The organism is Pseudohoeflea suaedae, from assembly GCF_004354915.1.
Lineage (GTDB): Bacteria > Pseudomonadota > Alphaproteobacteria > Rhizobiales > Rhizobiaceae > Pseudohoeflea > Pseudohoeflea suaedae.
Window position 1 is genome coordinate 35,301 of the sequence record NZ_SMSI01000003.1, and the last position, 26,218, is coordinate 61,518.

The 26,218-nt window shown below is 63.1% G+C and carries 29 protein-coding genes and 1 tRNA gene; 12 read left to right on the forward strand and 18 right to left on the reverse strand.

Features of this window, described 5'->3' with window-relative positions; translation table 11 throughout:
* Positions 1-46: 46 nt before the first annotated feature.
* Complete coding sequence (hpt, locus tag E2A64_RS13885; protein WP_133285114.1) at positions 47-592, forward strand: hypoxanthine phosphoribosyltransferase; 546 nt, start codon at positions 47-49, stop codon at positions 590-592.
* Positions 593-624: 32 nt separating this feature from the next.
* Here hpt and E2A64_RS13890 read toward each other — a convergent pair whose 3' ends face one another.
* From E2A64_RS13890 to argH, 4 genes are all read right to left on the reverse strand, one after another.
* Positions 625-3,225 carry a TIGR02302 family protein gene (locus E2A64_RS13890; RefSeq protein ID WP_133285115.1) on the reverse strand — a complete coding sequence of 867 codons (2,601 nt, stop codon included), beginning with the start codon at positions 3,223-3,225 and terminating at the stop codon, positions 625-627.
* A 125-nt stretch (positions 3,226-3,350) separates the two neighbouring features.
* Entirely contained in the window at positions 3,351-4,616 is a 1,266-nt protein-coding gene (gene lysA / locus E2A64_RS13895) for a diaminopimelate decarboxylase (RefSeq protein WP_133285116.1), read from the reverse strand.
* Positions 4,617-4,643: 27 nt separating this feature from the next.
* Complete coding sequence (gene lptM, locus E2A64_RS13900) at positions 4,644-4,847, reverse strand: LPS translocon maturation chaperone LptM (RefSeq protein WP_133285117.1); 204 nt, start codon at positions 4,845-4,847, stop codon at positions 4,644-4,646.
* Between the two features lie 92 nt (positions 4,848-4,939).
* Entirely contained in the window at positions 4,940-6,340 is a 1,401-nt protein-coding gene (argH, locus tag E2A64_RS13905) for an argininosuccinate lyase (protein WP_133285118.1), read from the reverse strand.
* A gap of 20 nt (positions 6,341-6,360) precedes the next feature.
* On the opposite strand from argH, the gene tlpA reads away from it, so the two are divergent.
* Positions 6,361-7,059 carry a thiol:disulfide interchange protein TlpA gene (gene tlpA / locus E2A64_RS13910; protein ID WP_133285119.1) on the forward strand — a complete coding sequence of 233 codons (699 nt, stop codon included), beginning with the start codon at positions 6,361-6,363 and terminating at the stop codon, positions 7,057-7,059.
* A 32-nt stretch (positions 7,060-7,091) separates the two neighbouring features.
* Here the strand turns inward: tlpA and E2A64_RS13915 are convergent, their stop codons facing one another.
* The 7 genes from E2A64_RS13915 to E2A64_RS13945 form a co-directional block, all read right to left on the reverse strand.
* Positions 7,092-7,967 (reverse strand): 3-hydroxybutyryl-CoA dehydrogenase, encoded by an 876-nt coding sequence (locus tag E2A64_RS13915; protein WP_174235808.1) that lies wholly within the window; start codon positions 7,965-7,967, stop codon positions 7,092-7,094.
* 128 nt (positions 7,968-8,095) lie between these two features.
* Positions 8,096-9,025, reverse strand: a complete 930-nt coding sequence (locus E2A64_RS13920; protein ID WP_133285121.1) for an electron transfer flavoprotein subunit alpha/FixB family protein — start codon at positions 9,023-9,025, stop codon at positions 8,096-8,098.
* 73 nt (positions 9,026-9,098) lie between these two features.
* Positions 9,099-9,848, reverse strand: coding sequence for an electron transfer flavoprotein subunit beta/FixA family protein (locus E2A64_RS13925; protein WP_133285122.1), 750 nt, complete (start codon positions 9,846-9,848; stop codon positions 9,099-9,101).
* A gap of 171 nt (positions 9,849-10,019) precedes the next feature.
* Entirely contained in the window at positions 10,020-10,817 is a 798-nt protein-coding gene (locus E2A64_RS13930; protein ID WP_133285123.1) for a rhomboid family intramembrane serine protease, read from the reverse strand.
* A gap of 97 nt (positions 10,818-10,914) precedes the next feature.
* Positions 10,915-11,487 carry a cob(I)yrinic acid a,c-diamide adenosyltransferase gene (locus E2A64_RS13935; RefSeq protein WP_133285124.1) on the reverse strand — a complete coding sequence of 191 codons (573 nt, stop codon included), beginning with the start codon at positions 11,485-11,487 and terminating at the stop codon, positions 10,915-10,917.
* Between the two features lie 6 nt (positions 11,488-11,493).
* Positions 11,494-11,691: a twin transmembrane helix small protein gene (locus tag E2A64_RS13940; protein WP_133285125.1), complete on the reverse strand. Its 198-nt coding sequence runs from the start codon at positions 11,689-11,691 to the stop codon at positions 11,494-11,496.
* 65 nt (positions 11,692-11,756) lie between these two features.
* Positions 11,757-12,599, reverse strand: a complete 843-nt coding sequence (locus tag E2A64_RS13945) for an SDR family oxidoreductase (protein ID WP_133285126.1) — start codon at positions 12,597-12,599, stop codon at positions 11,757-11,759.
* Positions 12,600-12,693: 94 nt separating this feature from the next.
* On the opposite strand from E2A64_RS13945, the gene E2A64_RS13950 reads away from it, so the two are divergent.
* The gene (locus E2A64_RS13950) at positions 12,694-13,584 is read left to right on the forward strand and encodes a YihY/virulence factor BrkB family protein (RefSeq protein ID WP_133285127.1); all 891 of its coding nucleotides are present in this window, start codon (positions 12,694-12,696) and stop codon (positions 13,582-13,584) included.
* A gap of 131 nt (positions 13,585-13,715) precedes the next feature.
* Entirely contained in the window at positions 13,716-14,003 is a 288-nt protein-coding gene (locus E2A64_RS13955) for a hypothetical protein (RefSeq protein WP_133285128.1), read from the forward strand.
* On the opposite strand, the gene gluQRS is transcribed toward E2A64_RS13955, so the two are convergent.
* Complete coding sequence (gluQRS, locus tag E2A64_RS13960) at positions 13,978-14,895, reverse strand: tRNA glutamyl-Q(34) synthetase GluQRS (RefSeq protein WP_174235809.1); 918 nt, start codon at positions 14,893-14,895, stop codon at positions 13,978-13,980. The genes E2A64_RS13955 and gluQRS overlap by 26 nt on opposite strands.
* 64 nt (positions 14,896-14,959) lie before the next feature.
* On the opposite strand from gluQRS, the gene E2A64_RS13965 reads away from it, so the two are divergent.
* Together E2A64_RS13965 and E2A64_RS13970 are read left to right on the forward strand one after the other, a co-directional pair.
* Complete coding sequence (locus tag E2A64_RS13965; protein ID WP_133285130.1) at positions 14,960-15,631, forward strand: DNA-3-methyladenine glycosylase family protein; 672 nt, start codon at positions 14,960-14,962, stop codon at positions 15,629-15,631.
* A 112-nt stretch (positions 15,632-15,743) separates the two neighbouring features.
* Entirely contained in the window at positions 15,744-16,301 is a 558-nt protein-coding gene (locus tag E2A64_RS13970; RefSeq protein WP_133285131.1) for an HNH endonuclease, read from the forward strand.
* Between the two features lie 51 nt (positions 16,302-16,352).
* Here the strand turns inward: E2A64_RS13970 and E2A64_RS13975 are convergent, their stop codons facing one another.
* On the reverse strand, positions 16,353-16,802 hold the full coding sequence (locus E2A64_RS13975; protein ID WP_428977496.1) for a disulfide bond formation protein B: 450 nt from the start codon (positions 16,800-16,802) through the stop codon (positions 16,353-16,355).
* 71 nt (positions 16,803-16,873) lie between these two features.
* Positions 16,874-17,461: a YqaA family protein gene (locus E2A64_RS13980; protein WP_133285133.1), complete on the reverse strand. Its 588-nt coding sequence runs from the start codon at positions 17,459-17,461 to the stop codon at positions 16,874-16,876.
* A gap of 203 nt (positions 17,462-17,664) precedes the next feature.
* Here E2A64_RS13980 and E2A64_RS13985 point away from each other — a divergent pair.
* Positions 17,665-17,749, forward strand: a tRNA-Leu gene (locus tag E2A64_RS13985).
* A gap of 16 nt (positions 17,750-17,765) precedes the next feature.
* Here the strand turns inward: E2A64_RS13985 and E2A64_RS13990 are convergent.
* Positions 17,766-18,134, reverse strand: a complete 369-nt coding sequence (locus tag E2A64_RS13990) for a winged helix-turn-helix transcriptional regulator (RefSeq protein ID WP_133285134.1) — start codon at positions 18,132-18,134, stop codon at positions 17,766-17,768.
* Positions 18,135-18,207: 73 nt separating this feature from the next.
* Here E2A64_RS13990 and E2A64_RS13995 point away from each other — a divergent pair, with 73 nt between their 5' ends.
* The 4 genes from E2A64_RS13995 (at position 18,208) to E2A64_RS14010 (ending at position 21,639) form a co-directional block, all read left to right on the forward strand.
* Positions 18,208-18,579 (forward strand): MAPEG family protein, encoded by a 372-nt coding sequence (locus tag E2A64_RS13995; RefSeq protein WP_158285766.1) that lies wholly within the window; start codon positions 18,208-18,210, stop codon positions 18,577-18,579.
* 102 nt (positions 18,580-18,681) lie between these two features.
* A complete protein-coding gene (locus E2A64_RS14000; protein WP_133285509.1) occupies positions 18,682-20,328 on the forward strand; it encodes an AMP-binding protein in 1,647 nt (548 codons plus the stop codon).
* 74 nt (positions 20,329-20,402) lie between these two features.
* Complete coding sequence (locus E2A64_RS14005; RefSeq protein ID WP_133285136.1) at positions 20,403-21,248, forward strand: hypothetical protein; 846 nt, start codon at positions 20,403-20,405, stop codon at positions 21,246-21,248.
* 43 nt (positions 21,249-21,291) lie between these two features.
* A complete protein-coding gene (locus tag E2A64_RS14010) occupies positions 21,292-21,639 on the forward strand; it encodes a hypothetical protein (RefSeq protein WP_133285137.1) in 348 nt (115 codons plus the stop codon).
* A gap of 84 nt (positions 21,640-21,723) precedes the next feature.
* Here E2A64_RS14010 and E2A64_RS14015 read toward each other — a convergent pair whose 3' ends face one another.
* The 3 genes from E2A64_RS14015 to E2A64_RS14025 all read right to left on the reverse strand — a co-directional run bounded on the left by E2A64_RS14015 (position 21,724) and on the right by E2A64_RS14025 (position 24,712).
* Positions 21,724-22,503 (reverse strand): ATP-binding cassette domain-containing protein, encoded by a 780-nt coding sequence (locus E2A64_RS14015; protein WP_244598301.1) that lies wholly within the window; start codon positions 22,501-22,503, stop codon positions 21,724-21,726.
* Positions 22,500-23,567 carry an ABC transporter permease gene (locus E2A64_RS14020; RefSeq protein ID WP_133285139.1) on the reverse strand — a complete coding sequence of 356 codons (1,068 nt, stop codon included), beginning with the start codon at positions 23,565-23,567 and terminating at the stop codon, positions 22,500-22,502. Before E2A64_RS14020 ends, E2A64_RS14015 begins: the two co-directional genes overlap by 4 nt.
* A gap of 119 nt (positions 23,568-23,686) precedes the next feature.
* Positions 23,687-24,712 carry a sugar ABC transporter substrate-binding protein gene (locus tag E2A64_RS14025; RefSeq protein WP_133285140.1) on the reverse strand — a complete coding sequence of 342 codons (1,026 nt, stop codon included), beginning with the start codon at positions 24,710-24,712 and terminating at the stop codon, positions 23,687-23,689.
* A gap of 239 nt (positions 24,713-24,951) precedes the next feature.
* Here E2A64_RS14025 and E2A64_RS14030 point away from each other — a divergent pair, with 239 nt between their 5' ends.
* Positions 24,952-26,199 carry an ROK family transcriptional regulator gene (locus E2A64_RS14030; RefSeq protein WP_133285141.1) on the forward strand — a complete coding sequence of 416 codons (1,248 nt, stop codon included), beginning with the start codon at positions 24,952-24,954 and terminating at the stop codon, positions 26,197-26,199.
* Positions 26,200-26,218 lie beyond the last annotated feature (19 nt).

Below are 26,218 nucleotides of genomic sequence, written 5' to 3' on the forward strand. Positions count from 1 at the left end.
AAACAATCATTAGATTTCCGGGCTTCAACGAGCCTCGGGGAGTAACATGCAGGTCGTACGCGGAAAGAAGATCGAGACGCTGTTCTCGCCCGAGCAGATTGCCGAGCGCAATCGGGAGCTGGCCAAGCAGATCGCAGCCCAGCCGAAGAAGGACCTCCTGGTCATCTCGGTGCTGAAGGGGTCGTTCATCTTTGCCGCCGATCTGATCCGCGCAATCCACCATGCGGGACTGGCGCCGGAAGTCGAGTTCATCACCCTGTCGAGCTACGGCAAGGGCACGACCAGCCAGGGCGTGAAGATCATCAAGGACATCGACAGCCAGGTCGAAGGCCGTGACGTTCTCCTGATCGACGACATACTGGAAAGCGGCCGCACGCTGCGCTTCGCACGCGACCTGATGCTGGAACGTGGCGCCAAGAGCGTCGATATCGCCGTGCTTCTCGACAAGCACTCGCGCCGCGAAGGCGAGCTGAACGCCGATTATGTCGGTTTCGAGTGCCCGGATTACTTCGTGGTCGGCTATGGCATGGATGTGGCTTATGCGTTCCGCGAACTGCCCTTTGTCGGTGTGGTGACCGGCGACGCGGACTGAACGCCGCTCCATCACTTTGCGGAAGACTTGACTTACTGAAGGTCGAGCAGGCGCTCGAGATACTGTTTCTCGATCTCCGGGCTCAACCGGTCGCCGAGACGCTTGCGGATGGCGTCGAGAATCTCGCGGGCCCGCTGGATGTCGATCTCGTCGGGCACCTTCACGCGGTTGCCGAAATCGGGGCCGTTGGAGGCGCGTGGCCTGCCCAGCGGATCGCGATCGTCCGGGCCTGAATTGCCCTGGCCGTAGGGGCCGGGCTGCTGGCCGCTGCCGGGCTGTTGCTGGCCCATGGCCTGCATCATCTGGTTCATCATGTCCTGGGCGCCCTCGCGCAGCGCCTGGAGCGCTCGGCCCTGGTCGCCGAGGGCATCCCCGGTCTGGCCGCCGCCGAGATTGCCCTCGGCGTCTCCCATGGCCTCGCCTGCCTCGCCGAAGCCCTCCGAGGGCTGCATGCCCAGCCCTTCGAGCTCCTTCTGCATCTGTTCGAGCTGGTCGCGCAACGCCTGCTGTTGTTCCTGAAGCTGCTGGAGCAGTTCCTCCATCGAGGGCTGGTCGCCCTGTCCGGGCTGTTGCTCGCCGTCCTGGTTCTGGCCCTGCTGGTTCTGGCCCTGTTGTTGCTGGCCCTGCTGCTGTTGGCCGTCCTGCGGCGGGCGGCCCGGGCGCCCCTGCTGCTGCTGGTCGAGATTGAAGGTCTCGTTCATCAGCTGCTGTTGCTGGCGCATCAGTTCGCCGAGCTTGTCCATCTGCTCGCGCATCGGTCCGCCCTGCTGCTGCTGTTGCTGCTGCTGACGACCGGCCTGCAGGTTGTTCATCATCTGCTGGAGCTGGGAGAGCAGTTCCTGGGCCTGATCGCGGGCCCCTGAACGGGCGAGGTTCTCGATCTGGTCGAGCATGTTGTCGAGATCGCGCTGGCGCAGCATGTTCTGCGACATCTGGTTCTGCTGGGCCTGCTGGTTGGGCGCCTGACGGGCCAGTTCGCTCAGATAGTCCTGCATGGCTTCACGCAGTTCGTCCATCAGCCGGGCGATTTCCTCGTCCGAGGCTCCGTTTTCAAGCGCATCGGCGAGCGCCTGCTGGGCGTCGCGCAGCTTGCGGGCGGCGAGCGACAGATTGCCGTCCTCGATCTGCAGGGCCACGCCCCACATGTAGTCGATCGCCTCACGCAGGTCGGTCTCGCTGCGGGCATTGTCGAGACGTCCGCGCACCGACTGGAAGAGGAGGAAGTGGGTCAGGTTCGGGATGGTTTCCTCAGGCGCCAGCGTCAGCGCGTCCTGGAGGTCGAAGATGCGCGGCAGGTTGTGGGCGTCAAGGGCCAGAAGACCGCGATGCTCGATGATTGCCGCTGCCAGAGGCTCGTTGAACCGGCGGGCGGGCAGGACGGTCTCGATCGTTTCCGAACGGCCTTCCTGTCCCGCGCCATCGGTCCCGATCAGGGTGATCGCTACCTTCTGGCCGGCAAGCGGATGCTCGGTAAGGTCCTGGCTTGCGGTGGCTTCGCCATCCCTGGCGCCGCGTCGGGGCAGGGTAAGCTTGTATTCGGGCGGATCATAAAGCGGCACCGCGTTCGGGCCCTGTGCTTCGAGCGGAACGATTTCCGCCCTGGCACCGACAACACCGTGGTCGTCGGTGATCGAATAGGCCAGTTCCAGCGCGCCATTTGCGGCCCGGCGGGGTTCGTCAATGAAGGACAGTACCGGCGGTTCATCGGGCGTGATGGTGATCGGAAAGTCCATCCGGCCACTTGATGTCTCGACGCTCAATGTCCCGTCGGCGCGCGGCTTGTAGGTGAAGACCGTGGAATGGGCCGGCGAGGTCGTGTCCCCTGTCGCAGTTCCCGGTGCCGTAGGCTCGATCGGAGTTCGCGCGCCGTCGGCTCCGGCATAGGTGATGGTCGCCTTGTCGGGAGCAGAGCCGACGCGGACGGTGATCTCGCTGCCCTCAACGGCATGAACGGGCGCATCGCCGCGATTGACCTGCCCGGTCAGGAAAACGGGTGCGGCGCTGATGTAACCGGGGGGAGAAATCCACGCATCGACGCGGATGTCGGCGGCGGTGATGTCGTCGTGCCGGGTGAATGCATCGCTCACCCGTCCCGATGTGCCGGAGAAGGAATAGCCGAAGGCGGTGACGAGCAGGAGCCCTATCGCCACCCGCAGGCCGAAAGGATCGCGGTCGGGGAGCTGCGAGCGTGGCGTGCCCGTCGAGAGTGCGTCGATCTGGCTTGCCAGGCGTCGTTGATGCTCGGCCCAGAGCGCGCGGGCGAATGGGTCGTCATTGCCGAGGCGATCGTCCTGGGCGCCGATCGCCTGGTGCGTGATGCGGTTCTTCTGCTCGATCCGCCGGTCGATGCCGCGTGGATCGGTTCGCGCGATACGCGTGAGCGGCCATATCGAGAGCAGTGCGCCGAAGCCGAGGATCGCGAGCATCGCGATCCGCGCCCAGTCCGGGACTGCGCGGAAAATGCCGAACCAGGACAATATGAAGAACAGCGCGAGGATGCCGGCGAGAGGGGCCGCGCGGTAAAGCAGCTGCTCGGCGCCGGCGACTGCGCGCATGCGCCAGCGGGCGCGGGCGATCGCCCGGCCGAGCCTGGTATTGGTCTGGGACTGTCCGCTACGACGCGGTGCGGGCATCCGTATCTCCCGTTGCTTCGGGGAAGGATAGCACCCTTTGTGGTCTTGGCGAGGCCTGTGACGAAAAAGTGAGCGGCTGAAACAGCATTTCATCCGCTCCCGTCAGCTGTGTGGGCGACAGGGGATCAGGCCCAGTCGGGAACCGAATCGAGGGCGATCAGGTCCTCGATCGTCGGGCGGCGGCGGATTACGTGATACTTGTCGCCGGAAACGAGAACTTCGGGAACGAGCGGCCGCGAATTGTAGGTGCTCGCCTGAACCGCGCCGTAGGCGCCGGCGGAGCCGACCGCCACGAGGTCGCCGGCCTTGAGCTTGGGAACTTCGCGATCACGTGCCAGATAGTCGCCGCTTTCGCAGACCGGACCGACGATATCGGCGCGCATCCAGGGCGCGCTGGCGGCCTGAAGCGCCACCGGGCGGATCTCGTGCCAGGCTTCGTAGAGCGTCGGGCGGATGAGATCGTTCATCGCCGCATCGACGATGACGAAGGTCTTCTCGCCGCCGTCCTTCACATAGACGACCTCGGAGACGAGGATGCCGGCATTGGCGACGATCAGGCGGCCCGGTTCGAAGATCACCTTGGCGCCGATATTGCCCAGATGCCGCTTGATGATCGTCGCATAGGCCGAAGGGTCCGGCGGCAGATCCGAATCATCGCGATAGGGGACGCCCAGGCCGCCGCCGACATCGATATGGCTGATCTCGTGGCCTTCGGCGCGCAATTCGCCGATCAGCTGGACCATGACGGTCAGCGCATCGTCGAACGGATCGAGCGCGGTGATCTGGCTGCCGATATGCATATCGATGCCGGTGACCTTGATTCCCTCCAGCTCAGCGGCGCGGCGATAGGCGTGATGCGCGCGGTCGAAGGCGATGCCGAACTTGTCTTCCTTCTTGCCTGTCGAGATCTTGGCGTGCGTCTTGGCATCCACATTCGGATTGATGCGGAAGGAGACGTGGGCGATCTTGCCCAGCGCCAGCGCGCGTGTGTTCAAGACCTCGAGTTCCGGCTCGGATTCGACGTTGAAACAGAAGATGCCGGCTTCAAGCGCGGCGTCGATTTCGCGTGTCGTCTTGCCGACGCCGGAGAACATGATCTTCTCGGCGGGAATTCCGGCTGCGAGCGCGCGGCGCATTTCGCCTTCGGAAACGACATCGGCGCCCGAACCGAGTTTGGCGAGCGTCTTCAGCACCGCCTGGTTCGAGTTGGCCTTCATCGCGTAGCAGACCAGAGCATCCATGTCGGCGAACGCGCCGGCGAATACCTTGTAGTGACGGGTCAGCGTCGCAGTCGAATAGCAATAAAACGGGGTGCCGACGTCTTCGGCGATCGCGGGTAACGCAACCTCTTCTGCGTGAAGGATGCCATCGCGATATTCGAAATGATTCACGGTCTTAAAACCTTTGAGAGAACGGGATCAGTCCAGCAGCGGGTCGAGGACGAAGCGACGGTCCTCGACCTCGATGTCCTGGTCGGTCGTATCCTTGACGCCGGCCCGCTGGGCGGCTTCGGCCTTGGCGAGGCTCGGACGGATCGGGTCGCCCTTGCGACCGCAAGCGGTCAGTGTCAGCGATGCCAGCAGTATGAAGAGAACGGTGGTTGCCAGCGTGCGCATCATCATCCTGTTATTCCCGGTGCCTGAGTTGGGCCAAAAGTTCGTTTGTCCATAGCGGGTTTTGAGAATGAACGCACCCTGAAAACCCGCCATGTGGTTCAGAGGCGCTTGCGCCAGATGCCGATCTGCTCGCGCACCCGCTCCGGCGCCGTGCCGCCGTAGCTCTTCCGGCTGGCCACGGAGGCATCCACCGTCAGCACGTCATAGACGGCCTCGGTGATCGCCTCGTTGATGGCCTTGAGATCGTCAAGCGAGAGGCTTCCGAGATCGACGCCCTTTTCCTCGGCCAGCGCCACGGCGCGCCCGGTGACGTGGTGGGCTTCGCGGAAGGGGAGGCCGGCTTCACGGACAAGCCAGTCGGCAAGGTCGGTCGCTGTCGAGAAGCCCGAGCCTGCGGCCGCCTTCATCGCGGTAGTGTTGACCGCCAGATCGCGGATCATGCCGGTCATTGCGGCAATGGAAAGCTCGAGGCTCGCGGCGGCGTCGAAGACCTGTTCCTTGTCTTCCTGCATGTCCTTGGAATAGGCGAGCGGCAAGCCCTTCATCACGGTAAGAAGCGCGATCAGCGCACCGTTGATGCGGCCGGTCTTGGCGCGGACCAGTTCCGCGGCATCGGGGTTCTTCTTCTGCGGCATGATCGAGGAGCCGGTGGAGAAGGAATCCGACAGGCGCACGAAATTGAACTGCGGCGTCGACCAGATCACGATCTCTTCGGCGAGGCGCGACAGGTGCGTGGCGCAGATCGAGGCGATCGAGAGGAATTCGAGGGCGAAATCGCGGTCGGAAACGGAATCGATCGAATTGCGGGTCGGTTCGCGGAAACCGAGCGCTTCGGCCGTCTTCTTCCGGTCGATGGCAAAGCCGGTTCCGGCAAGCGCGGCGGCGCCCAGCGGGCTCTCGTCCATGCGCTCGATACAGTCGCGCACGCGCGAGCGGTCACGGCCGAACATCTCGACATAGGCCATGCAGTGATGCCCGAAGGTCACCGGCTGGGCGGTCTGGAGATGGGTGAAGCCGGGCATGACGTCGTCGGCATGTCTTTCCGCCTTGTCGAGGAAGGCCTCGATCAGCGAGGTCAGCGCCTTCTCGGTGCGCTGGAGTTCCTCCTTGGTCCAGAGGCGGAAATCGACGGCCACCTGGTCGTTGCGCGAGCGTGCGGTGTGCAGGCGACCGGCGGCCGGACCGATGAGATCGGAGAGCCGCGCCTCGATGTTCATGTGAATGTCTTCGAGCCGTCGCGAGAATGAAAACTCGCCTTTTTCGATCTCTTCGCCTATCTGGGTGAGGCCATGAGTGATCTTGTCACAGTCCTCCGACGACAGAATGCCTGTAGTCTCCAGCATAGCCGCATGGGCCAGCGAACCGCGAATGTCCTGCCGGAAGAGCTTGCGATCGTAATCGATCGATGCGTTGATCTCTTCCATGATCGCATCCGGGCCCGAAGCGAAGCGTCCGCCCCACATCTGGTTGGAGGTCTCGTTTTTTGTGTCGTCAGCCATGAAGCGTCCCGGAGTCGCATATGAGTTCGAATAAGTCCCGCCAGATTTCCACTTCCGTGCTCGTCGCGATCGCGATGGTGCTGGGAGCGGCTGTCGGAGCGTGGTGGGTATACGGGAAGGGAAGGGTTGCTGGCAATGGAGAAGCCACGCAAACGGTCCAGACCGAAACGTCCGAGGATGTTAGCCGCTGCGAACTCGCCCAGGACGAAGCCGACGCGCTGAAGCCGCTCGCGAAGGGCGAAATCGCGGCGATGGCCATCCAGGATCCGGTGCGGGACATGCCGGCTCTTCGTTTCAAGGCCGCCGATGGTCACGATGTCGAGCTCGACGATTTCGCCGGCAAGGCGCTGCTGGTCAATTTCTGGGCGACATGGTGCGCGCCGTGCCGGGCGGAAATGCCGGCGCTGGCGGAGCTTCAGCGGAATCTCGGAAGCGAGACGTTCATGGTGCTGCCGATCAATATCGACACCGGTGAACTCGACAAGCCGAAGGCCTTTCTCGATGAGATCGGCGTGAGCAATCTCGGTCTCTATCACGACGAGACGATGGGCGTGTTCAACAAGCTGAAGAACGAAGGTCTGGCCTACGGGCTGCCGGCCACCATGCTCGTCGATACGCAAGGCTGTCTCATCGGCGTGATGAACGGTCCGGCCGAATGGGCAGGCGGCGACGGCACCAAGCTCATCGAGGAAGTGATCAGGCAGGCGAAGGGAGCCTGAGCTCCCGCCGAGCGTGAGTGGCCGAGGCGGAGCTAGCGCGTGGGGACCGGGGTCTCGCCGCGGTAGTCGTAAAAGCCGCGACCGGATTTGCGGCCCAGCCAGCCAGCCTCGACATATTTCACCAGAAGCGGGCACGGGCGATACTTCGAATCCGCCAGGCCGTCATAGAGCACCTGCATGATCGACAGGCAGGTGTCGAGACCGATGAAGTCGGCGAGCTGCAGCGGGCCCATGGGGTGGTTGGCGCCGAGCTTCATGGCGGTATCGATCGCCTCGACGCTGCCCACACCCTCGTAGAGCGTGTAGATCGCTTCGTTGATCATCGGCAGCAGGATGCGGTTGACGATGAAGGCGGGAAAATCCTCGGCGACGGTGATCGTCTTGTCGAGACTGTCGATGAAATCGCGCGAGGTCTTGAAGGTTTCCTCTTCGGTGGCGATGCCGCGCACCAGTTCGACGAGCTTCATCACCGGAACAGGGTTCATGAAGTGGATGCCGATAAAGCGCTCGGCGCGGTCGGTAGCGGCCGCCAGCCGGGTGATCGACAGCGACGAGGTATTGGTCGCCAGGATCGCTTCGGGATTGAGGATCGGGCAGAGCTGCTGGTAGATCTTGCGCTTGACCGTCTCGTCCTCGGTTGCGGCCTCGATCACCATGTCCATGCCGGCGAGGTCCGACATTTCGGTCGCCAGGTGGATGCGCGAGAGGGCCGCATCGCGTTCGGCGTCGGTCGCCTTGCCGGAAGATACCTGACGGGCGAGGTTGCCGGAAATGTTGGCCTGCATGGTCTGCAGGCTGTCCGGCGAGACGTCGTGGACGTGCACATCATATCCGGCCATGGCGCAGACATGGGCGATGCCGCCGCCCATCTGACCCGCACCGATAACCCCTACGCTCTTGATCTGCACACTCATTGAGACGTTCCGTTTCACCTTCGGCGGACCCTCGGCCCGCTCTCCCGGCACGAAAATTAAATGGCCGGGAGGAAATCGTCCAGCCCGGCCACGAGAAGTTTATATCTGTAACGCTTCGTGCGTCAGAGAGCCTTTTCAAACTCCGGCAGAGCCTCGAAGAGATCAGCTACAAGGCCATAGTCTGCGACCTGGAAGATCGGCGCATCCTCATCCTTGTTGATGGCGACGATGACTTTCGAATCCTTCATCCCGGCGAGGTGCTGGATGGCGCCGGAAATGCCGCAGGCAATGTAGAGCTCCGGGGCGACGACCTTGCCGGTCTGGCCCACCTGCCAGTCGTTCGGGGCATAGCCGGCGTCGACCGCGGCACGCGATGCGCCGACTGCGGCGCCGAGCTTGTCGGCCACGGGAAGGATGACTTCCTGGAACTTTTCCGACGAGCCGAGGGCGCGGCCGCCAGAGATGATGACCCTGGCCGACGTCAGTTCCGGACGATCGCTCTCGGCGATGGCTTCCTTGACGAATGTCGACACACCGGGATTGCCGGCGCCGTCGATGGTCTCGACAGATGCCGAGCCGCCGTTGCCGACAGCCGAGAAGGTCGAGGTGCGAACGGTGATCACCTTCTTGGCGTCGTTCGACTTGACCGTCTGGATGGCGTTTCCGGCATAGATCGGACGCTTGAAGGTGTCGGCCGAAACGACTTCCATGACGTCGGAAATCTGCATGACGTCGAGCAGGGCTGCGACGCGCGGCATGACGTTCTTGCCGGCGGAAGTTGCCGGCGCGAGCAGCACGTCGTAACCGTCCGCCAGCTTGACGATCAGATCGGCGACCGGCTCGGCCAGTCCATGGGCATAGTCGTCAGCATCGGCGTGGAGCACCTTGGCCACGCCGTCGAGCTTGCCGGCGGCCTGAGCTGCGGAGCCGGCGCCCTTGCCGGCGACCAGCACGTGGACGTCGCCGCCGATCTTGGCGGCCGCATCGACGGCCTTGGCGGTCTGCTCGGACAGGGTTTCGTTGTCGTGTTCGGCGAATACGAGAATTGCCATCTTCGTTCTCCTTGGCGGCATCCCGAGAGCGTGTCGCTCGATCCGGCTGCCGATTGTTTCTACCCTTGGCGCCTTACAGGACGCCGGCCTCGTTCTTGAGCTTGTCGACGAGCTCGGCGACATCGGCGACCTTGACGCCGGCCTTGCGGCCTTCCGGCTCCTCGGTCTTCAGCACTTCGAGCCGCGGCGACACGTCGACGCCGAAATCGGCTGCGGACTTCTTGTCGAGCGGCTTCTTCTTGGCCTTCATGATGTTGGGAAGCGAAGCGTAGCGCGGCTCGTTGAGGCGAAGGTCGGTGGTGACGATGGCCGGCAGCTTGACCGAAATGGTCTGCAGGCCGCCATCGATCTCGCGGGTGACTTCCGCCTTGCCATCGCCGAGTTCGACCTTGGAGGCGAACGTCGCCTGGCCCCACCCGAGAAGTGCGCCCAGCATCTGGCCGGTCTGGTTGGCGTCGTCGTCGATCGCCTGTTTGCCAAGGATCACGAGCTCGGGCTTCTCCTCGTCAGCCACGGACTTCAGGAGCTTGGCGACGGCCAGCGGCTCGACGGCGCCTTCCGCTTCGATCAGGATGGCGCGGTCGGCGCCCATCGCGAGTGCGGTGCGGAGCGTTTCCTCTGCCTTGGCCGGCCCGATGGAGACGACGACCACTTCCTCGGCCTTGCCAGCTTCCTTCAGCCGAAGGGCTTCCTCGACAGCGATCTCGTCGAAGGGGTTCATCGACATCTTGACGTTGGCAAGTTCAACGCCCGAACCATCCGGCTTCACGCGGATCTTGACGTTGTAATCGACCACCCGCTTCACGGGGACAAGAATTTTCATTGCTGGCTCCTCATTTTCCTTAGTGCCGAGGCGGCAGCCTCATAATGCAAAAAGTTCGGGCGAAAGGGATAAAGCAAATCCCCGCGAATTCAACCGCGATCGTTTAGCATTGGCTATACAACACGATCTAAATTACGTTGACGTAAACGTCAATGCGTCGCGCATCGCCGCTCATCGCCCCCAGTGAACAGAATCCTGATCGTTTTTCTGGCCTGTTTGCGGCAGGGCAGGCGGCAAAGGCGGCGGACCCTCCTCGTGGACCACAGCCCTGGGGCTCTCGATGGTGCGATCGAACAGCGAAACGCCGCGGCGTTTCAGGATGACCACGAGAACAGCGCCGGCGATGATGCCGCCGATATGGGTCGCCCAGGACACCTGACCGTCGGGATCGGCCAACACCATGTAGAACTGCATCGCTATCCAGAACAGCAGCGGAATGAAAGCCGGCAGCGGCAGCGGAATGCGGCCCAGGACGAGGATCCAGACGCGGACGCGCGGATGCAGGATGAGATAGGCGGCAACGACACCCGCGACCGCCCCCGAGGCTCCGATGAGCGGGCCGTTCGAGGTCGGCAGAACAAGCTGATGGGCGAAGGCGCCGGTCGCCGCGCTGGCGAGATAGAAGAGCAGGAACTTCAGGTGTCCGAGCGCATCCTCGACATTGTCGCCGAAGACCCAGAGGAAGAGCATGTTCGACGCCAGGTGCAGAAAATCCGCATGCAGGAAGGCGTAGGTGATGTAGGTGAAGTCCGCCGGGATGACGACGTATTCCGGAGGCAGGATGGCGACGCCGTTGATCACCGAGGGAATGAAGCCGAAACTGAGATTGGCGACGCGAACCACGCCGTTGGGGTCTGTCGCCGTGCCGGTCAGCAGGAAAGCGATCACATTGAGGACGATCAACGTCCAGGTCACATATTGCAGCCTGATGTATTTCAGGCCGTTTCCGTCATGCAGCGGCACGAACAAGGCGAAATCTCCCCCCAGCTTCACCGGGCAGAGCCGCCCTTCACATCAGATTATCGGGAATGCGGAAGCTTGAGAACCGCCTTCCGGAAGCGGCCTTCTAGCGGTTCTTCCCCGGCACCCAGAGCACTTCCGTCCTGCCCTTGTCGTTGGACCAGCGGGCGGCGACGAAAAGGAAGTCGGACAGACGGTTGATATAGCGGATGGCGGAGGGATTGAGTTCCTCCACGGCTGCCGCGGCAACGGTCAGCCTCTCTGCGCGGCGGCAGACCGCGCGGGCCAGATGCAGATGCGCGGCCAATGGCGATCCGCCCGGGAGAATGAAGGATTTCAGCGGTTCGAGATCGCCGTTCAGCTGGTCGATCTCTGCTTCCAGGCGCTCGACCTGTGCATCGACGATCCGCAGAGGGTCCCATTCGGGCTTCTCCTCCATCTCCGGCGTGGCGAGGTCGGCGCCGAGATCGAAGCAATCGTTCTGGATGCGCGACAGCATGGCGTCGAGCTCCTTCATGTCGCCGACATACAGGCGCGCCATGCCGATGGTGGAGTTCAACTCGTCAACGGTTCCGAAGGCCTCGATCCTCAGATCGCTCTTCGGGCGGCGCTCGCCGGTGACGAGGCCGGTGGTGCCGTCGTCGCCGGTGCGGGTGTAGATCTTGTTGAGCTTGACCATGTCCAGTCAGCGCCCGCCGCCGGTCAGCCACAGGGTGGCGACGATGAGAATGATCGCGATGAACTGGAGGAGAACGCGCAACTGCATGAGCTTGTTCGACGTGCTGCCGCTTCCCCCGCGCGACATGTGCACGATGCCCCGGATCAGCACGAAGGCCACTGAAACCATGGCGATGATCGCCAGTATATACGTCACTGTCGACATTGAATGTCCTTTCGATTTCCCCTGTTCACATAGGAGAAATGCGGCTGCAATCCAACCGGATCAGTTCATTGTGAACGAATGAGAAGCTTGTAGAGAAGGCCGGACGGCAGGAGCCGCTGCGCCAGGATGCCGAGTTTGGCCTTTGTGGTCACCGGATAATGGGCGCGGGGACGCTGCGAGGTGAGGGCATGGCGCAAGGCCTTGTAGACGGTCTCGGGACCGTCCTTGCGGCGCTTCGACTTCGCATCGCCCTTCAGGATCGAGATGCGCTTGACGTATTCGGTGCCGTAGGGCGACGTATCCTGATCGACATTGGCGAGGAAATATTCAAGCGCATTGGTGGCGATATTGCTGGCAATCGGGCCGGGCTCGATGAGGCTGACACGAATGCCGCTGCCTTCCAGTTCCATGCGCTGCGTCAGCGCCAGGCCTTCGAGCGCGAATTTCGAGGCGTTGTAGGCCCCGCTCCAGCGCACCGGCACACGGCCCAGTATCGAGGAACAATGGACGATCCGCCCGTGGCCCTGCTTGCGCATGACGGGCAGGACGTGGCGCGTGAGTTCGTGGTAGCCGAAGAAATTGACCTCGAACTGATGGCGCAATGCGTCCGTCGACAGGTCCTCGACCGCGCCCAGCTGGCTGACCGCGCCGTTGTTGTAGAGCGCGTCGCACCGCCCGCCTGTCGCTTCCATCGCGCGATCGAAGAAGCTCGCGATGCTTCCGGTGTCGGCATAGTCGAGCTCGAAGGCCTCGATGCCGGCCTGCCGCAGCGCCGCGATGTCATCGGGTTTGCGGGCCGAGGCGATCACCTTCCAGCCGTCCTGCATCAATCTACGGGCGCAATGCGCGCCGATACCGCTCGAGCATCCGGTGATGAGGACAACTTTCTGTCCGCTGCGATCGTACATATAAGCTGACCCTTTCGTTTTGGGCGACGAATCCCATTTGGTAATGTGATACCTGATTTGGTTTGCAATTGCCCCCGGGCGGCGAAGAGAGACGATGAAAAGAAGCAAGCGGGTGCGGTCGGTCCTGTGGGACGCGATCTATCACTTCACCATGGATGACGGCTGGGCGATGTCGAGCCACGTCGCCATGTCGGTGCTGCTCGCACTGTTTCCCTTCGTCATCTTCGGCGCCGCGCTCGCAAGCTTTCTCGGTGCCAGTTCCTATGCCGAAACCGTTTCATACGTGATCTTCGACACCTGGCCCGAAAACATTGCCGAACCCATTTCGCGCGAAGTGGTGCAGGTGCTGACGGTGGATCGCGGCGGACTGGTCACCATCTCGGTGGTCGCGGCAGCGCTTTTCTCGACCAACGGCGTCGAGGCGCTCCGTCTGTCGCTCAATCGCGCCTACCGGGTTACCGATACGCGGCCCTGGTATGTCACCCGGGCGCAGAGCCTCGGCTTCGTCATCATGGGCGTGCTGACGATCGTGCTGGTGAGCTTCCTGGTAGTCGTCGGGCCTGTGATCGTGCGTCTGGCGCGTGAACATTTTCCGCTTCTCGAAAACATCATCACGGCCTTCGACAACTGGCGCAACGCGCTCGCCATCGTCGTGCTCGTGATCGGGCTGATGGTCTCGCATATGTGGCTTCCCGCGGGACGGCGCCGGATGATCGACATCCTGCCCGGTGTGACGCTCACGCTGGTGGCCTGGATCGTGGGTGCGGTGGGCTTTGCCTGGTATCTCAAGGAGATGGCCAATTACGTCGCCACCTATGCGGGGCTTGCCTCGATCGTGATCGCGCTCCTGTTCCTCTACATGGTGGGGGCGATCTTCATCTTCGGAGCGGAAATCAATGCCGCGCGGATGAAGGTGAAGGCCCGCATCCGTGCCGAGCGGGAAGCCGCGGAGGCCGCGAAGGCGGAAGGCGTGACGGCGAACTGAACGCCGCGTCTCCGCAGGTGGCGCCTGCGGACCTCGCCTTAACTCCGTCTTCAGGCTGTTTGTCAGTAATCCTGCGTTCAGGGCCGCCGGCGTGTATATTCTTACCGGTGAGAAATCATAGGTGGGTGCCGATGTATTCCACAATGAGCCTGGAAATGACGCTTACCATGCTCGCGGTAGCGGCAGCAGCGTCGTTCTTTCTTGGAAATGCAATGAACTCGATCCTGGGCGCCGTGGGTTTCGGCGTCCTCGGCAACATGGTGATCCTGTTCTTCGGCTACCTGCTCGGGCGCGGACTTCTCGTCAGGCTGCCCTACCGGACCGTCACGCCGGAGCTTCACATCCCCACGGCAATCTTCTGCGCCTTCGCGTCTCTCTTCCTGCTCGTGGTGATCAAGCGGGTGATGGAAAAGGTCTGAGTTCGGCGCCGATACCGGCCATGCGCGCGATGTCGGCTGCCGTGCTGCCGCCGTTGCGCAGTGCGGCGAGCGCGGTGTCGGCATCACTCTTCGACAGTTTGCGCCCGCTCTCGTCGGCAACCAGCCGGTGGTGCCTGTAAACCGGCTGATCGAGCCCCAGGATCTCCTGGAGCAGACGGTGGATCGCCGTCGCCTCGAAGAGGTCCCGGCCGCGGATCACATCCGTGATGCCCTGGTCATCATCGTCCAGGACCACAGAGAGGTGGTAGCTTGCGGGCGTATCGCGCCGCGCGAGGATCACGTCGCCCCATTTCGCAGGATCCGCCGGATGCGCTGCCCCGTCGCCCCCGCTCTCATGCGCCTCCTGCCAGAGGAGTTGCGTCTTCAGGCCCTCGATTGCCCGTTTCATGTCGAGCCGCCAGGCAAAGGGCGCGCCCGAGCCGATCCGCGCAGCGCGCCGATCGGCCGGGAGGTCGCGTTCGGTGCCCGGATAAAGCGGCGCGCCATCGGGATCGCGCGGCCAGGCTTCGCCGCTCTCCTCCTTCTCCCGCACGAGCGTCCTGATCTCGGCACGGCTCAGAAAGGCCGGATAGACGAGGCCGAGCCTTTCGAGCTCGGTCAAGGCCGCGCGGTAGACGTCGAAACGGTCCGATTGACGGCGCGCCGGCGCGGGCCACGAGAGGCCGAGCCATGCGAGGTCCTCGAAAATGGCCTGTTCGAATTCGGGGCGGCAGCGCTCGCGATCGATATCCTCGATCCTGAGCAGGAAGGTGCCGGCGTGATCCTGCGCGAACCGCCAGTTCAACAGCGCCGATCGGGCGTGGCCGAGATGCAGCAGGCCGTTGGGGCTAGGGGCGAAACGAACAATCGGCTTACGGGTTGGCGCATGCATCATGACCGCCTTCTTGGCATGTTTTCGGGTTGACGTCATGAGGTCCGGCGCCCGACATGGGCGAATGAGAAGCGCCGCACATCTGATCGAGACACAGAGCGACATCGCCAGGGGATTGAGACAGCTTGCCGAAGCCGACCCTCGTCTCGTTCCCGTGATCGCGCAGGCCGGGCCGTTGCCGCTCAGGCGCAAGCCGGCGGGATTTGCCTCGCTCGCCGAGATCATCCTGTCGCAGATGGTGTCCAAGGCGAGTGCGGCCGCGCTGCAGGCCAAACTGGAGGCCCGGCTGGGGAACATCACGCCGGAGGGTGTTCTGTCGCTCAATGACGAGGCCGCGCGCGCCGTGGGGCTGTCCCGCGCCAAGGCCGAAACACTCAGGCGCATAGCCGAATCACTTGTTCTCGCGGAGGCGCCCGAACGGCTCGATCTCGACCATTTGTGCGAATGCCCGGTGAACGAGGCGATGGCGCTGATGACGGCAATCAAGGGTGTGGGGCCGTGGACGGCGGAGGTCTATCTCCTTTTCTGTGCCGGCCATCGCGATGTCTTTCCCTCCGGCGACATCGCGCTGCAGAGTGCGGCCCAGCATGCGCTGGGTCTGGAAAACCGGCCGTCTGCAAGGCAACTGGCGCGAACAGCCGAGAGCTGGGCGCCCTGGCGTGGTGTCGCCGCGCGGCTTCTGTGGGCCTATTACGCGACCGCCATGAAGCGGGATGCGACGCCGCTCGGCGCATGATTGCCCCGTTTCGGGAAGCCGTTCACGAACAGAAATTTGCCAGCTTCACAAGCGTGTCACACTGCGCCTAATATAAGGCCCCGTAAGGTAATGAATCGATCAGGAGTGAGACTTGACGATCCATGTATCTCCGCAGGCACTTCCTGCACTGGTGCTGAATGCGGATTACAGGCCACTGAGTTACTACCCGTTGTCGCTGTGGTCGTGGCAGGATGCGGTGAAGGCGGTCTTTCTCGACCGTGTGAACATCGTTGCCGAGTACGAGCAGCTGGTGTCTTCGCCAAGCTTTTCGATGAAGATCCCGAGCGTCGTCTGCCTCAAGAGCTATGTGCGGCCGTCACGTCACCCGGCATTCACCCGTTTCAACGTCTTCCTGCGCGATCATTTCGAATGCCAGTATTGCGGCTCGTCGGAAGATCTGACGTTCGACCATGTGATCCCGCGCCGCTGCGGCGGCCAGACGACATGGGAAAACGTCGTGGCGGCCTGTTCGCCCTGCAACCTCAGGAAGGGCGGGCTGATGCCGGAACATGCCGGCATGCTGCCGCACCAGAAGCCGTTCAGGCCGACGGTACAGGATCTGCACAATAACGGCCGGTCGTTTCCACCCAACTATCTGCATGAAAGTTGGATGGACTATCTCTACTGGGACGTGGAGCTGCAGCCCTGAACGGGCTTTTTTTGTGCGCGCTTTTCGCCGGGGTCTTTGCGACGGACCCGTTCAGGCCCGCTTGAAGGCGCCCCGGAAGGCGATCCATGCGAGGATCACGCTCGCCACGACGTTCCAGCCGGCAAAGGACAGACCCAGCACGCGCAGCGCTGCGGCATCGCAGGACGGCGGCTTCTTGGAATTGATGTCGGCCAGCAGGTCGCCGGCGTTGACCGTCACGCCCAGTGCCGAGGTGGCGCAGGTCGCCGGTCCCGCCCACCAGTGCCATTCCACGCCCGAATGATAGATGCCGAGAACGGCGCCATAGACCATCAGGATGCCGCCGACGAGCAGGAGCCCGCGCACCATGCTGCCCGGTGCCTTGAAGATCGCCGCCAGCGCCGCGAGGATCATCAGCGGAACGCTGTAGTAATAGGGATCGCGTTCCATCAGGCAGAGCGCGCAGGGGATGTAGCCGCCGATATGTTCGAAGCCGAGTGCGGCCCCCACCACCGCCGCCATGGCGACGGCGAGAAAGAGCGCGGTGTAGAGCTGGCTGGGACCCGCCGGTGCGGTGAGATGCTTGATCATGGTCAGAACACGAACTTTACGGCGTACAACCCGCCGACGAGCAGGAGAACGAAGAGGATGAAGAGAAGATTGAGATACTTCTCGATGAAGACGCGGATCGGATCGCCGAACCTGTAGAGAAGAAACGCGACAAGGAAGAAGCGAAACCCGCGGCCGATGACCGATATGACGGTGAAGGCCAGCAGGTTGAAGCCCGTCGTGCCCGAGAATATCGTGACCACCTTGTAGGGAAAGGGGGTGATCGCCGCGCCGAAGATCGCCCATCCGCCCCAGGAGGAGGAATTGTACCAGGCGCTCAGTTCCTGAAAGGAATCCGCCTTGCCGTAGAAGGCGAGGATCGGCTGGCCGATGGTCTCGAACAGGAACATGCCGATCGCATAGCCCATGAACGCACCCAGCACCGAGCCGACCGTGCAGATCAGCGCCAGCCGGATCCAGCTCTCGCGGCGCGCCAGCACCATCGGGATCAGAAGCGCGTCGGGCGGGATGGGGAAGATCGAGCTTTCGACGAAGGAGACGCCGAAGAGGGCTTTTTCCGCGTGGCGGGTCGCGGCGAGCGACATGGTCCAGTCATAGAGGCGGCGCAGCATGGCGGTCCCGTCAGAAGTGATCAGTCGTCCGCGCTTTTAGAAGGGATCGGCCCGAGAGGGAAGCGTTTCGATGTCGCGGGCCAATCACGATGATGTGCCCATCACGACTTCGTCCCGCTTCGTGAATGAAACCGCCAAAAAGCATTTGACCCGACAGCGTCGGTGAATATAGTCCCGCCGTTCCCGCGACCCGCGCGGGGCAAGCCCCTGTGGCGGAATTGGTAGACGCGCTCGACTCAAAATCGAGTTCCGCAAGGAGTGCTGGTTCGATCCCGGCCAGGGGCACCATTTTCTTCCGCTCGATCTATCCGATCAGTTGCTCGCTGGTCATGTCGCGAAATTTTTCCGGTACCGTCCAGCGGTCCGGAAGATGGGTTTCACCCCATCGGGCGAGCGCCTGAACTACCGGCAGAAGATCGGCGCCCTTTCGGGTGAGGCGATAGACGCCGCGCCGGCGCCCCTGACCAGCCTGATCGCACACGATAAGTCCGGTCTCCTCCATGCGTCCAAGTCTGGAGGCGAGGATGTTGGTGGCGATTTTTTCCGGCAGGGCGATGAGCTCGGCAAAACTCGTCGCTCCCATTGCCATGGAGCGCAGGATCACGAGGGTCCATTTGTCGCCGACGATATCGAGCGACGAGGTGATGGGGCAGCCGGAGCGGAAAGTGGTCATGCCTCAGTCTGAATTTTATACTTGCAAAATGCAAGTGCAAAGTGGATGGTTCCTCCAACAGGGAGAACCGACCATGCTGCCAATCACGACAATCCTGGCCTCCATTGCCGCCATCGCACTCGTCGCGCTCAGTGTTTCGGTCAGCCTGGCGCGGATGAAGGCCGGCGTGAACCTTGGGATGGGCGACGACCCGTATCTCATGCGTCGCATCCGCATCCAGGGCAATTTCATCGAATATGTGCCGCTTGCGGTGGTTGTCTGCGGTCTTGCCGAATTCCGGGGAGCCGGCGACGCCTGGCTGCTGGCAATCGCTGCGCTGCTGGTTATTGGCCGGATTTCCCATCCGGTGGGAATGCTTCTCGGATCGACGCCTCTGCGGGCCCTGGGCATGCTCGGGACATATGGATCGCTGCTTGTCGGAGCCGCCGCACTCACCTTCGGCTGAGGACGCGTGTCTCGGAAATTTCTGGTCATGAGCTGCTTCTCCCGCTAAATCGGAACTCGTCTGAAACGGGTAGACCTCCCCGTAGCCGGAGCATTCCGCTTGCTGATCAATCCCGACATTCCATTCGACGCGGCCCGGAGCGAGTTCGTCTGGGATCTGCCCGCTGATTTCAATATCGGCCGGGCGGTATCGGACGACTGGGCGGCGCGCGAGCCGGACCGCATATGCCTCCAGCATTTCTCGCCGGACGGCAATCACCTGTCTCTCACCTATGGCGAACTTTCGCGGCGCTCGAACGCGTTAGCGCGCGGGCTCGCGGCACTTGGAGTAACGCGCGGCGACCGGGTGGCGCTGATGCTGCCGCAGGGGTTTGCCACGGTGATCGCACATGTGGCGATCTACAAGATGGGCGCGATCGCGGTACCTCTGGCGCTCCTGTTCGGCGTGGAAGCGCTCGGCCACCGGCTGAAGGCCTCGGGCGCGAAAGTGCTCGTGACGACGGAAACCGGCGCGGACAAGGTCGCCCCGATCCGCGGCGATGTCCCGGAGCTCGAACAACTGGTGATCGCCGACGGTGCGCCGGGGGAACATGTCCCTTTCGCCGCGCTGATCGATGGATATGACGATGCGCCGCTCCTTATCGAGGCCGGGCTCGAAGATCCGGCCATGATGATCTTCACCTCCGGCACGACCGGACCGCCCAAGGGCGCGCTGCATGCGCATCGGGTGCTGATCGGCCATATTCCCGGCGTGCAGACGCATCACGAATTCCTGCCGCAGCCCGGCGACCGGCTCTGGACGCCTGCCGACTGGGCCTGGGCGGGCGGTCTGCTGAACGTGCTCCTGCCGGGGCTTCTGCTTGGCGTTCCCGTCGTGTCTTCGCCGGCGCAGAAGTTCGACCCGGAGCTCGCCTTTCGCATTCTCGACGAGATGGACGTGCGCAACGCCTTCATCCCGCCGACCGCGCTTCGGATCATGAAGACGGTGAAGGATCCGCGCGCGCGGTTTCATCTCAGGTTGCGGACGATCGGGTCGGGTGGCGAGTCGCTCGGCCGCGAAACCTATGAATGGGCCAAGCGCGAACTGGGCCTCACCATCAACGAGTTCTACGGCCAGACCGAGTGCAATCTCGTGCTCGCCTCCTGCCAGGTGAAGGGCGTGACCAGGGGCGGCGCCATCGGCCAGACGGTGCCCGGCCACGAGGTCGCTGTCATCGATCATGAGGGCAACGAGGTGGCTCCCGGCATGAGCGGGCAGATCGCGGTCAGGCGTCCCGATCCGGTGATGTTTCTCGGCTACTGGCGGAACGAGGCGGCGACAAGGGCCAAGTTCATCGGCGACTGGCTTTTGACCGGCGATCAGGGTGTCCGCGACGAGGAGGGATATATCACCTTCTTCGGGCGCGACGACGACGTGATCACCTCATCGGGCTACCGCATCGGGCCATCGGAAATAGAGGACTGCCTGGCCGGCCATCCGGGCGTGGCGCTGGCTGCGGCCGTCGGCAAGCCGGATCCGGTGCGCACGGAAATCGTCAAGGCCTATATCGTGCCGGCGGCGGGGTACCAGCCGGGCGAGGCGCTCTCGAACGAGATCCGCGATTGGGTGAAGACACGGCTTTCGGCGCATGAATATCCGCGGGAGATCGCCTTCGTCGACAGTCTTCCGCTGACCACGACAGGCAAGGTGATCCGCCGTGACTTGCGCGAGCGGGCGATTGCCGAAGCATCGCCGGATATTCTCTCATAAATATTTTGGTTTAAATCAAAATATACTTCGAATTGTATTGCCTACCCTGTTCGTGCTGAAACAAGGAGGCGAACATGTCATATCTCGTAACACTCGATATGTATTCCGGACGGGAAAATCCGCACTGGGTTCTCACCGGCGCGCAGGCGAGCGAATTGCTGAAGCGCTCGCAGAATTATCAGGACAGGTTCGGTGTCGCTCCGGCGCCGCGCATGCTCGGGTATCGCGGCGTCGAAATCACGCCGATCGCGACGCAGGACGGCGTCGCGGCTCCCCTGGTCGATTCACGGGAAGCCGAACTCAACAACGGCTCGGTGTATGTCTCCGGCATTCCCGAACTCGAGGACTTCATCGTTTCGACCGGCAAGGCGTTCATCGAACCCGACACGCTCAACTACATTCAGAATGCCTTCAAGACCCCGGCGTCGCGCCTCTCTGCGGCGACTACGGGTACCGGCTGTCCGAAATGCGTGGCGGCGGACGCCCCTGCCTACGATCCGGACTTCTGGAACACGCCGCAGCGCCAGCCAAAGAACAACTGCTACAACTACGCCAACAATCAGGCGACCGATACCTTCGCCCAGCCGGGGCGGGCGACGGGGATGCCCATCACGGGGCTAAGCTGCAAGGGTGTGCAGCCTTCCGCGCAGAGCGACGGGCTCAAGCCGTCTGCGGACTTCTCGACGCCGCTGAAGGCCGGCGCGGGATGGTATGTGGCGCTGGTGATCTGGCCGGGGAAGGACTATCACTGGTACCGTCAGGACAATGTCGGCTGCTGGTCGCACAAGGCGGGGGAGACCGCTGCGCGGAACACGGACGATTCCAACAATCCGATCACCGATCCGAAAACCTGCGACCGGGGTCCCTACACCGATTTCTGCACCTACATGATCACGGGAAGCTGGGTTACCATCTCCTGACGTCGCGCCGGCAGAAGCAGCCGGCGGCTGAAAAGGATACGACATGCCCGCGACCCTCGTGATCGATGCATTTTCGGGTCTGCCCAATCCGCAATGGGCGCTATCGGCGGAGTTTGCCGGCCAGATATGCGAGTTCATCCGCATGCTGCCGCCGGCAAGCCCTGCCGGCGGGCTGCCGCCGCCCGGTCTCGGCTATCGCGGTCTCATTCTGACCTTGCCCGATTGCGAGGGATTGCCCGCAACGCTCCGCATCTTCGGCGGACAGGTGGAAGCGGGCGCGCGCATCCTCGCCGATACGGACCGGCAGCTCGAGCGCGATCTGCTCGCCGCCGCCCGGCCGCATCTCGACCGGCGCCTGATCGACAGTCTGCTCCAGTCCATTCCCGAATAGGTTTCGCCTGCCAGGGGCTCGGCCATGAACAAGGCACAAAAAAATCCGGCATCGGAGGAGGAATGCCGGATTTGAGTTGTGTTGTCAGGCCGCCAGTTCTTCCGTTGGCGGTTCCTTGGCCCCGGTCATGAAAGCGACCGCGTCGGACATCGTGTAGTCTTTGGGATTGATCACGCAGAGCCGCCGCCCCAGCCGGTGAATGTGGATGCGGTCGGCGACTTCGAAAACATGCGGCATGTTGTGCGAGATCAGGATGATCGGGATGCCGCGCGATTTCACGTCCTGGATCAGTTCGAGCACACGGCGCGATTCCTTGACGCCGAGCGCCGCCGTCGGCTCGTCGAGGATGATGACCTTGGAACCGAAGGCGGCGGCACGCGCCACGGCAACGCCCTGACGCTGGCCGCCGGACAGCGTCTCCACGGCCTGGTTGATGTTCTGGATCGTCATCAGTCCGAGATCGGAGAGTTTCTGGCGTGCGAATTTCTCCATCGCCGGACGGTCGAGCTGGCGGAAGACCTTGCCCATGATGCCGGGTTTTCTGATCTCCCGGCCCATGAACATGTTGTCGGCGATCGAGAGCGCCGGGGACATTGCGAGCGTCTGGTAGACCGTCTCGATGCCCGCCTCCCGCGCGTCGCTCGGCGAGGTGAAATGGACCTTCTTGCCGTTCATCCAGATTTCGCCCTCTTCCGGCGTCACCGCGCCGGAGATCGCCTTGATGAGCGTCGACTTTCCGGCTCCGTTGTCGCCGATCACGGCAAGGATCTCGCCGGGCATGAGGTCGAAGTCGCAGCGGTCGAGCGCGGTCACGCGTCCGTAGCGCTTGATCAGGCCGCGGCCTTTCAGGATGGGTTCACTCATGCCGATACCTTTCTGATCCACTGGTCCACGGCAACGGCGGCGATGATCAGCACGCCGATGAAGAAATAGGTCCATTGGGCGTCCGCACCCAGGAGCCGCAGGCCAAGCGAGAAGACGCCGACGATCAGCGCCCCGAACAGCGCCCCGAGGATCGAGCCGCGTCCGCCGAAGAGCGAGATGCCGCCGATCACCACTGCGGTGATGGATTCGATATTGGCTTCGTAGGCGGAGGTGGGGGACACCGAGCCGATACGGCCAATGAGAGCCCAGCCGGCGAAGGCGCAGATGAGGCCGGCCAGCGCATAGACCGAGAGAAGCGTCGCCTTGACGTTCACGCCGGAGAGCTGTGCCGCCTCCGGGTCGTCGCCCACGGCATAGACGTGGCGGCCCCATGCTGTGTGACGCAGCACCCAGGCGAGAACGATCATCAGTGCGATCATGAAAATGACGCCAAGCGTGAAGATCGCGCCGCCGAGCTGGAACTTGGTGCCCATGAGCTGCAAGAGCGGAGCATGGGTCTCGATCTCCTGCGCGCGGATGGTCTCGTTGGCGGAGTAGAGGTAGTTCGAGGCGAGAATGATCTGCCATGTGCCGAGCGTGACGATGAAGGGCGGCAGCTTGATGCGCGAAACGAGAAATCCGTTCAGCGTTCCGCACAGCGTGCCGAAGATCAGGCCGCAGAGAATCGCCAGGCTCGGCGGCATCCCGTAACGGAATGTCAGCTGCCCCATGATCACCGAGGAGAACACGGTGATGGCGCCGACCGAGAGGTCGATGCCGGCAGTCAGGATGATGAGGCTTTGCGCGGCGGCGACGATGCCGACGATCTGGACCTGCTGGAGAACCAGGGTGAGCGCGAAGGGCGAGAAGAAGCGGTCGCCGATCAATGCGCCGAAGATGAGGATCGAGGCGATGAGAACGATCAGCGGAACGGCGGCCGGCGTCAGGTGCAGCCAATGCTGCACGTTTCCGAACATTCCGCGCTTGTGGACCTCGAACTCGGCGAGCTTGTCTTCGCGGTTGCTGGCGGATTCGTATTTGTCCGTCGTGACATTGTCCGACATGGGCGCTCTTTCCTCCCTTGCGCCGGCCGCTTGCGGCCGGCAATGCGCCGTGGGAAGCGCGGAGCTTCGTCCCCGCTTCCCGTTTTCGTCAGGCCGCTACCTGCGGCCCGGCTCAGGCGTCAGCCCCAGCAGCGATCCTGGCCGTCCTTGACCGAGATGGACGGGACGCCATCGACGGGCTGGTCGGTGACCAGTTCCACGCCGGTGTCGAAGAAGTCCTTGCCTTCGGTCGGTTCCGGCTTGGTGCCGTCCTTGGCCCAGGCGGCGATCGCCTCGATGCCCTTGGAGGCCATGAGCAGCGGATATTGCTGCGAGGTGGCGCCGATGACGCCGTCGGCAACATTCTGGACGCCCGGGCAGCCGCCGTCGACGGAGACGATGGTCACGTCGCCCTCGCGGCCGATGGCCTTGAGCGCTTCATAGGCGCCCGCAGCGGCCGGCTCGTTGATCGTGTAGACGACGTTGATCATCGGATCGGTCGCTAGCAGGTTTTCCATCGCCGTGCGGCCGCCTTCCTCGTTGCCGGCGGTCACGTCATGGCCGACGACGCGCGGATCGGTCTCGTCACCCCACTTGTTGGGATCGCCGAGGTCGATGCCGAAGCCCTGAAGAAAGCCCTGGTCGCGCAGAACGCCGACGGTGGGCTGGCTGACGGCGAGGTCGAGCATGGCGATCTTGGCATTGGCCGCCTCGTCGCCGAGCTTGGCCTTGGCCCACTGGCCGATCAGTTCGCCGGCCTTGAAGTTGTCGGTGGCAAAGGTCATGTCGGCGGCGTCGATGGGGTTGAGCGGGGTATCGAGCGCGATCACCAGAAGGCCGGCGTCGCGAGCCTGCTTGACCGACGAAACGATGGAAGACGTGTCGGATGCGGTCAGCAGAATGCCTTTTGCTCCGTCCGCGATGCAGGTCTCGATGGCTGCGACCTGGGTTTCGTGGTCGCCGTCGATCTTGCCGGCGAAGCTCTTGAGCTCGATGCCGAGTTCCTTGGCCTTGGCGGTCGCGCCTTCCTTCATCTTGACGAAGAAGGGATTGGTGTCGGTCTTGGTGATCAGGCATGCCGAGATGTCTTCAGCGCTTGCCGGAGCGGCAAAGGCGACGCCGAGCGCGAGGGCGCCGAGCGTGGACGTCAAAAGAGACTTTTTCATAAACTTCCTCCCAGTTTGATGGTCGTGCCGGCGTCCCTGGCTGTGCGGGCACGCGGCGGGAATACTCCTCATGCGGCAGCATCTCGCTCCTCTGGAGTGCTGTCGCGACGGCCTATTAATTGTCGGGATAAAGGCGTCTGTCAATAAATAAATCCAGTTGATTTAGTAATCCGATCTGCGATGCTAGCGGCAGGACGGCGCAAGGAGGGTGCGCTATTCAGGCCGGACGAGGAGCGGCGATGAACTTTACTGACAACCGAACGAGAACCGGCGACAATGCCGCCTATTCCAGCATGGCTGGCGGGGCCAACCAGGTGCGCGTGCGCGCCTACAACGAGCGGCTCGTCCTGTCTCTGGTCCGGCTGCAGCCCGGCGTTTCGAAAGCCGAGATCGCGCGGCGCACCGGACTTTCGCCGCAGACCGTGTCGGTCATAATGCGCGCACTCGAGAAGGACGGCCTGCTCGTGCGCGGGGAGCCGATGCGGGGACGCGTCGGACAGCCGTCGGTGCCGATGCATCTCAATCCGGACGCGGTCCTTTCCTACGGGGTGAAGATCGGCCGGCGCAGCGCCGATCTCGTTCTCATGGATTTCACCGGCGAGATCCGCCTCAACCGCCACCGCACCTACCGGTATCCGGATTCGACGGAAATCATCAACTTCATCACGGAGAGCATCGACGACATCGAAGCGGATCTGGCCTCCAAGCAAAGGTCCACCATCGCCGGCATCGGGGTGGCCGCGCCCTTCGAATTGTGGAACTGGGCGAGCGAGGTCGGGGCGCCGTCGGGGGCGATGGAACAATGGCGGGGCTTCGACCTGCAGGCCGAGATCGCCGCCAGGGTGAGCTATCCGGTCTTCCTGCAGAACGACGCGACCAGCGCCTGCGGCGCCGAGCTCGTCTTCGGCGTCGGCCCGCATTATCCCGACTTCGTCTACTTCTATGTCGGCTCATTCATCGGTGGCGGCATCGTGCTGAATTCCACCCTTTTCGGCGGTCGCACCGGAACCGCCGGCGCCATCGGCCCGTTGCCGGTGCGCAACAACAGGGGCGAGACCGTGCAGCTTCTGCAGATCGCCTCGATCTTCATCCTGGAGCGCATGCTGCGGGAGCACGGGGTCGATCCCGAACCGCTCTGGTACAGTGCCGATCAGTGGATCGATTTCGGCGAGCCGCTGGAGACCTGGATACGGGAAAGTGCCGCCGGTCTCGCGCAGGCCATCGCAGCGGCCTGTTCGGTCATGGACTTTTCCGCCGCCGTGATAGACGGGGGCTTTCCCGCCTGGGTGCGCGAGCGGCTGGTGAGGGCGACGCAGGAGGAGATCGGCAAGCTCAACCTGCAGGGCATTCAGTATCCGGATATCGTCGAGGGACAGGTCGGCGCTCAGGCCCGCGCCATCGGCGGCGCCAGCCTGCCGATTTTCTCGCGCTATCTCATCGACCAGTCGGTTCTCTTCAAGGAAATCGTGACCGGCGATACGGACTGAAGCGTTATCCCGGTTCAGC

What these genes read in the sequence shown, in the direction of transcription:
- hpt (WP_133285114.1), top strand. Translation starts at nt 47, where the DNA reads ATGCAGGTCGTACGCGGAAAGAAGATCGAGACGCTGTTCTCGCCCGAG.
- E2A64_RS13890 (WP_133285115.1), bottom strand. Translation starts at nt 3,225, where the DNA reads ATGCCCGCACCGCGTCGTAGCGGACAGTCCCAGACCAATACCAGGCTC.
- lptM (WP_133285117.1), bottom strand. Translation starts at nt 4,847, where the DNA reads ATGATGATGCGCACGCTGGCAACCACCGTTCTCTTCATACTGCTGGCA.
- argH (WP_133285118.1), bottom strand. Translation starts at nt 6,340, where the DNA reads ATGGCTGACGACACAAAAAACGAGACCTCCAACCAGATGTGGGGCGGA.
- tlpA (WP_133285119.1), top strand. Translation starts at nt 6,361, where the DNA reads ATGAGTTCGAATAAGTCCCGCCAGATTTCCACTTCCGTGCTCGTCGCG.
- E2A64_RS13920 (WP_133285121.1), bottom strand. Translation starts at nt 9,025, where the DNA reads ATGGCAATTCTCGTATTCGCCGAACACGACAACGAAACCCTGTCCGAG.
- E2A64_RS13925 (WP_133285122.1), bottom strand. Translation starts at nt 9,848, where the DNA reads ATGAAAATTCTTGTCCCCGTGAAGCGGGTGGTCGATTACAACGTCAAG.
- E2A64_RS13935 (WP_133285124.1), bottom strand. Translation starts at nt 11,487, where the DNA reads ATGGTCAAGCTCAACAAGATCTACACCCGCACCGGCGACGACGGCACC.
- E2A64_RS13940 (WP_133285125.1), bottom strand. Translation starts at nt 11,691, where the DNA reads ATGTCGACAGTGACGTATATACTGGCGATCATCGCCATGGTTTCAGTG.
- E2A64_RS13945 (WP_133285126.1), bottom strand. Translation starts at nt 12,599, where the DNA reads ATGTACGATCGCAGCGGACAGAAAGTTGTCCTCATCACCGGATGCTCG.
- E2A64_RS13950 (WP_133285127.1), top strand. Translation starts at nt 12,694, where the DNA reads ATGAAAAGAAGCAAGCGGGTGCGGTCGGTCCTGTGGGACGCGATCTAT.
- E2A64_RS13955 (WP_133285128.1), top strand. Translation starts at nt 13,716, where the DNA reads ATGTATTCCACAATGAGCCTGGAAATGACGCTTACCATGCTCGCGGTA.
- gluQRS (WP_174235809.1), bottom strand. Translation starts at nt 14,895, where the DNA reads ATGCATGCGCCAACCCGTAAGCCGATTGTTCGTTTCGCCCCTAGCCCC.
- E2A64_RS13965 (WP_133285130.1), top strand. Translation starts at nt 14,960, where the DNA reads ATGAGAAGCGCCGCACATCTGATCGAGACACAGAGCGACATCGCCAGG.
- E2A64_RS13975 (WP_428977496.1), bottom strand. Translation starts at nt 16,802, where the DNA reads ATGGCGGCGGTGGTGGGGGCCGCACTCGGCTTCGAACATATCGGCGGC.
- E2A64_RS13980 (WP_133285133.1), bottom strand. Translation starts at nt 17,461, where the DNA reads ATGCTGCGCCGCCTCTATGACTGGACCATGTCGCTCGCCGCGACCCGC.
- E2A64_RS13990 (WP_133285134.1), bottom strand. Translation starts at nt 18,134, where the DNA reads ATGACCACTTTCCGCTCCGGCTGCCCCATCACCTCGTCGCTCGATATC.
- E2A64_RS13995 (WP_158285766.1), top strand. Translation starts at nt 18,208, where the DNA reads ATGCTGCCAATCACGACAATCCTGGCCTCCATTGCCGCCATCGCACTC.
- E2A64_RS14005 (WP_133285136.1), top strand. Translation starts at nt 20,403, where the DNA reads ATGTCATATCTCGTAACACTCGATATGTATTCCGGACGGGAAAATCCG.
- E2A64_RS14010 (WP_133285137.1), top strand. Translation starts at nt 21,292, where the DNA reads ATGCCCGCGACCCTCGTGATCGATGCATTTTCGGGTCTGCCCAATCCG.
- E2A64_RS14015 (WP_244598301.1), bottom strand. Translation starts at nt 22,503, where the DNA reads ATGAGTGAACCCATCCTGAAAGGCCGCGGCCTGATCAAGCGCTACGGA.
- E2A64_RS14020 (WP_133285139.1), bottom strand. Translation starts at nt 23,567, where the DNA reads ATGTCGGACAATGTCACGACGGACAAATACGAATCCGCCAGCAACCGC.
- E2A64_RS14025 (WP_133285140.1), bottom strand. Translation starts at nt 24,712, where the DNA reads ATGAAAAAGTCTCTTTTGACGTCCACGCTCGGCGCCCTCGCGCTCGGC.
- E2A64_RS14030 (WP_133285141.1), top strand. Translation starts at nt 24,952, where the DNA reads ATGAACTTTACTGACAACCGAACGAGAACCGGCGACAATGCCGCCTAT.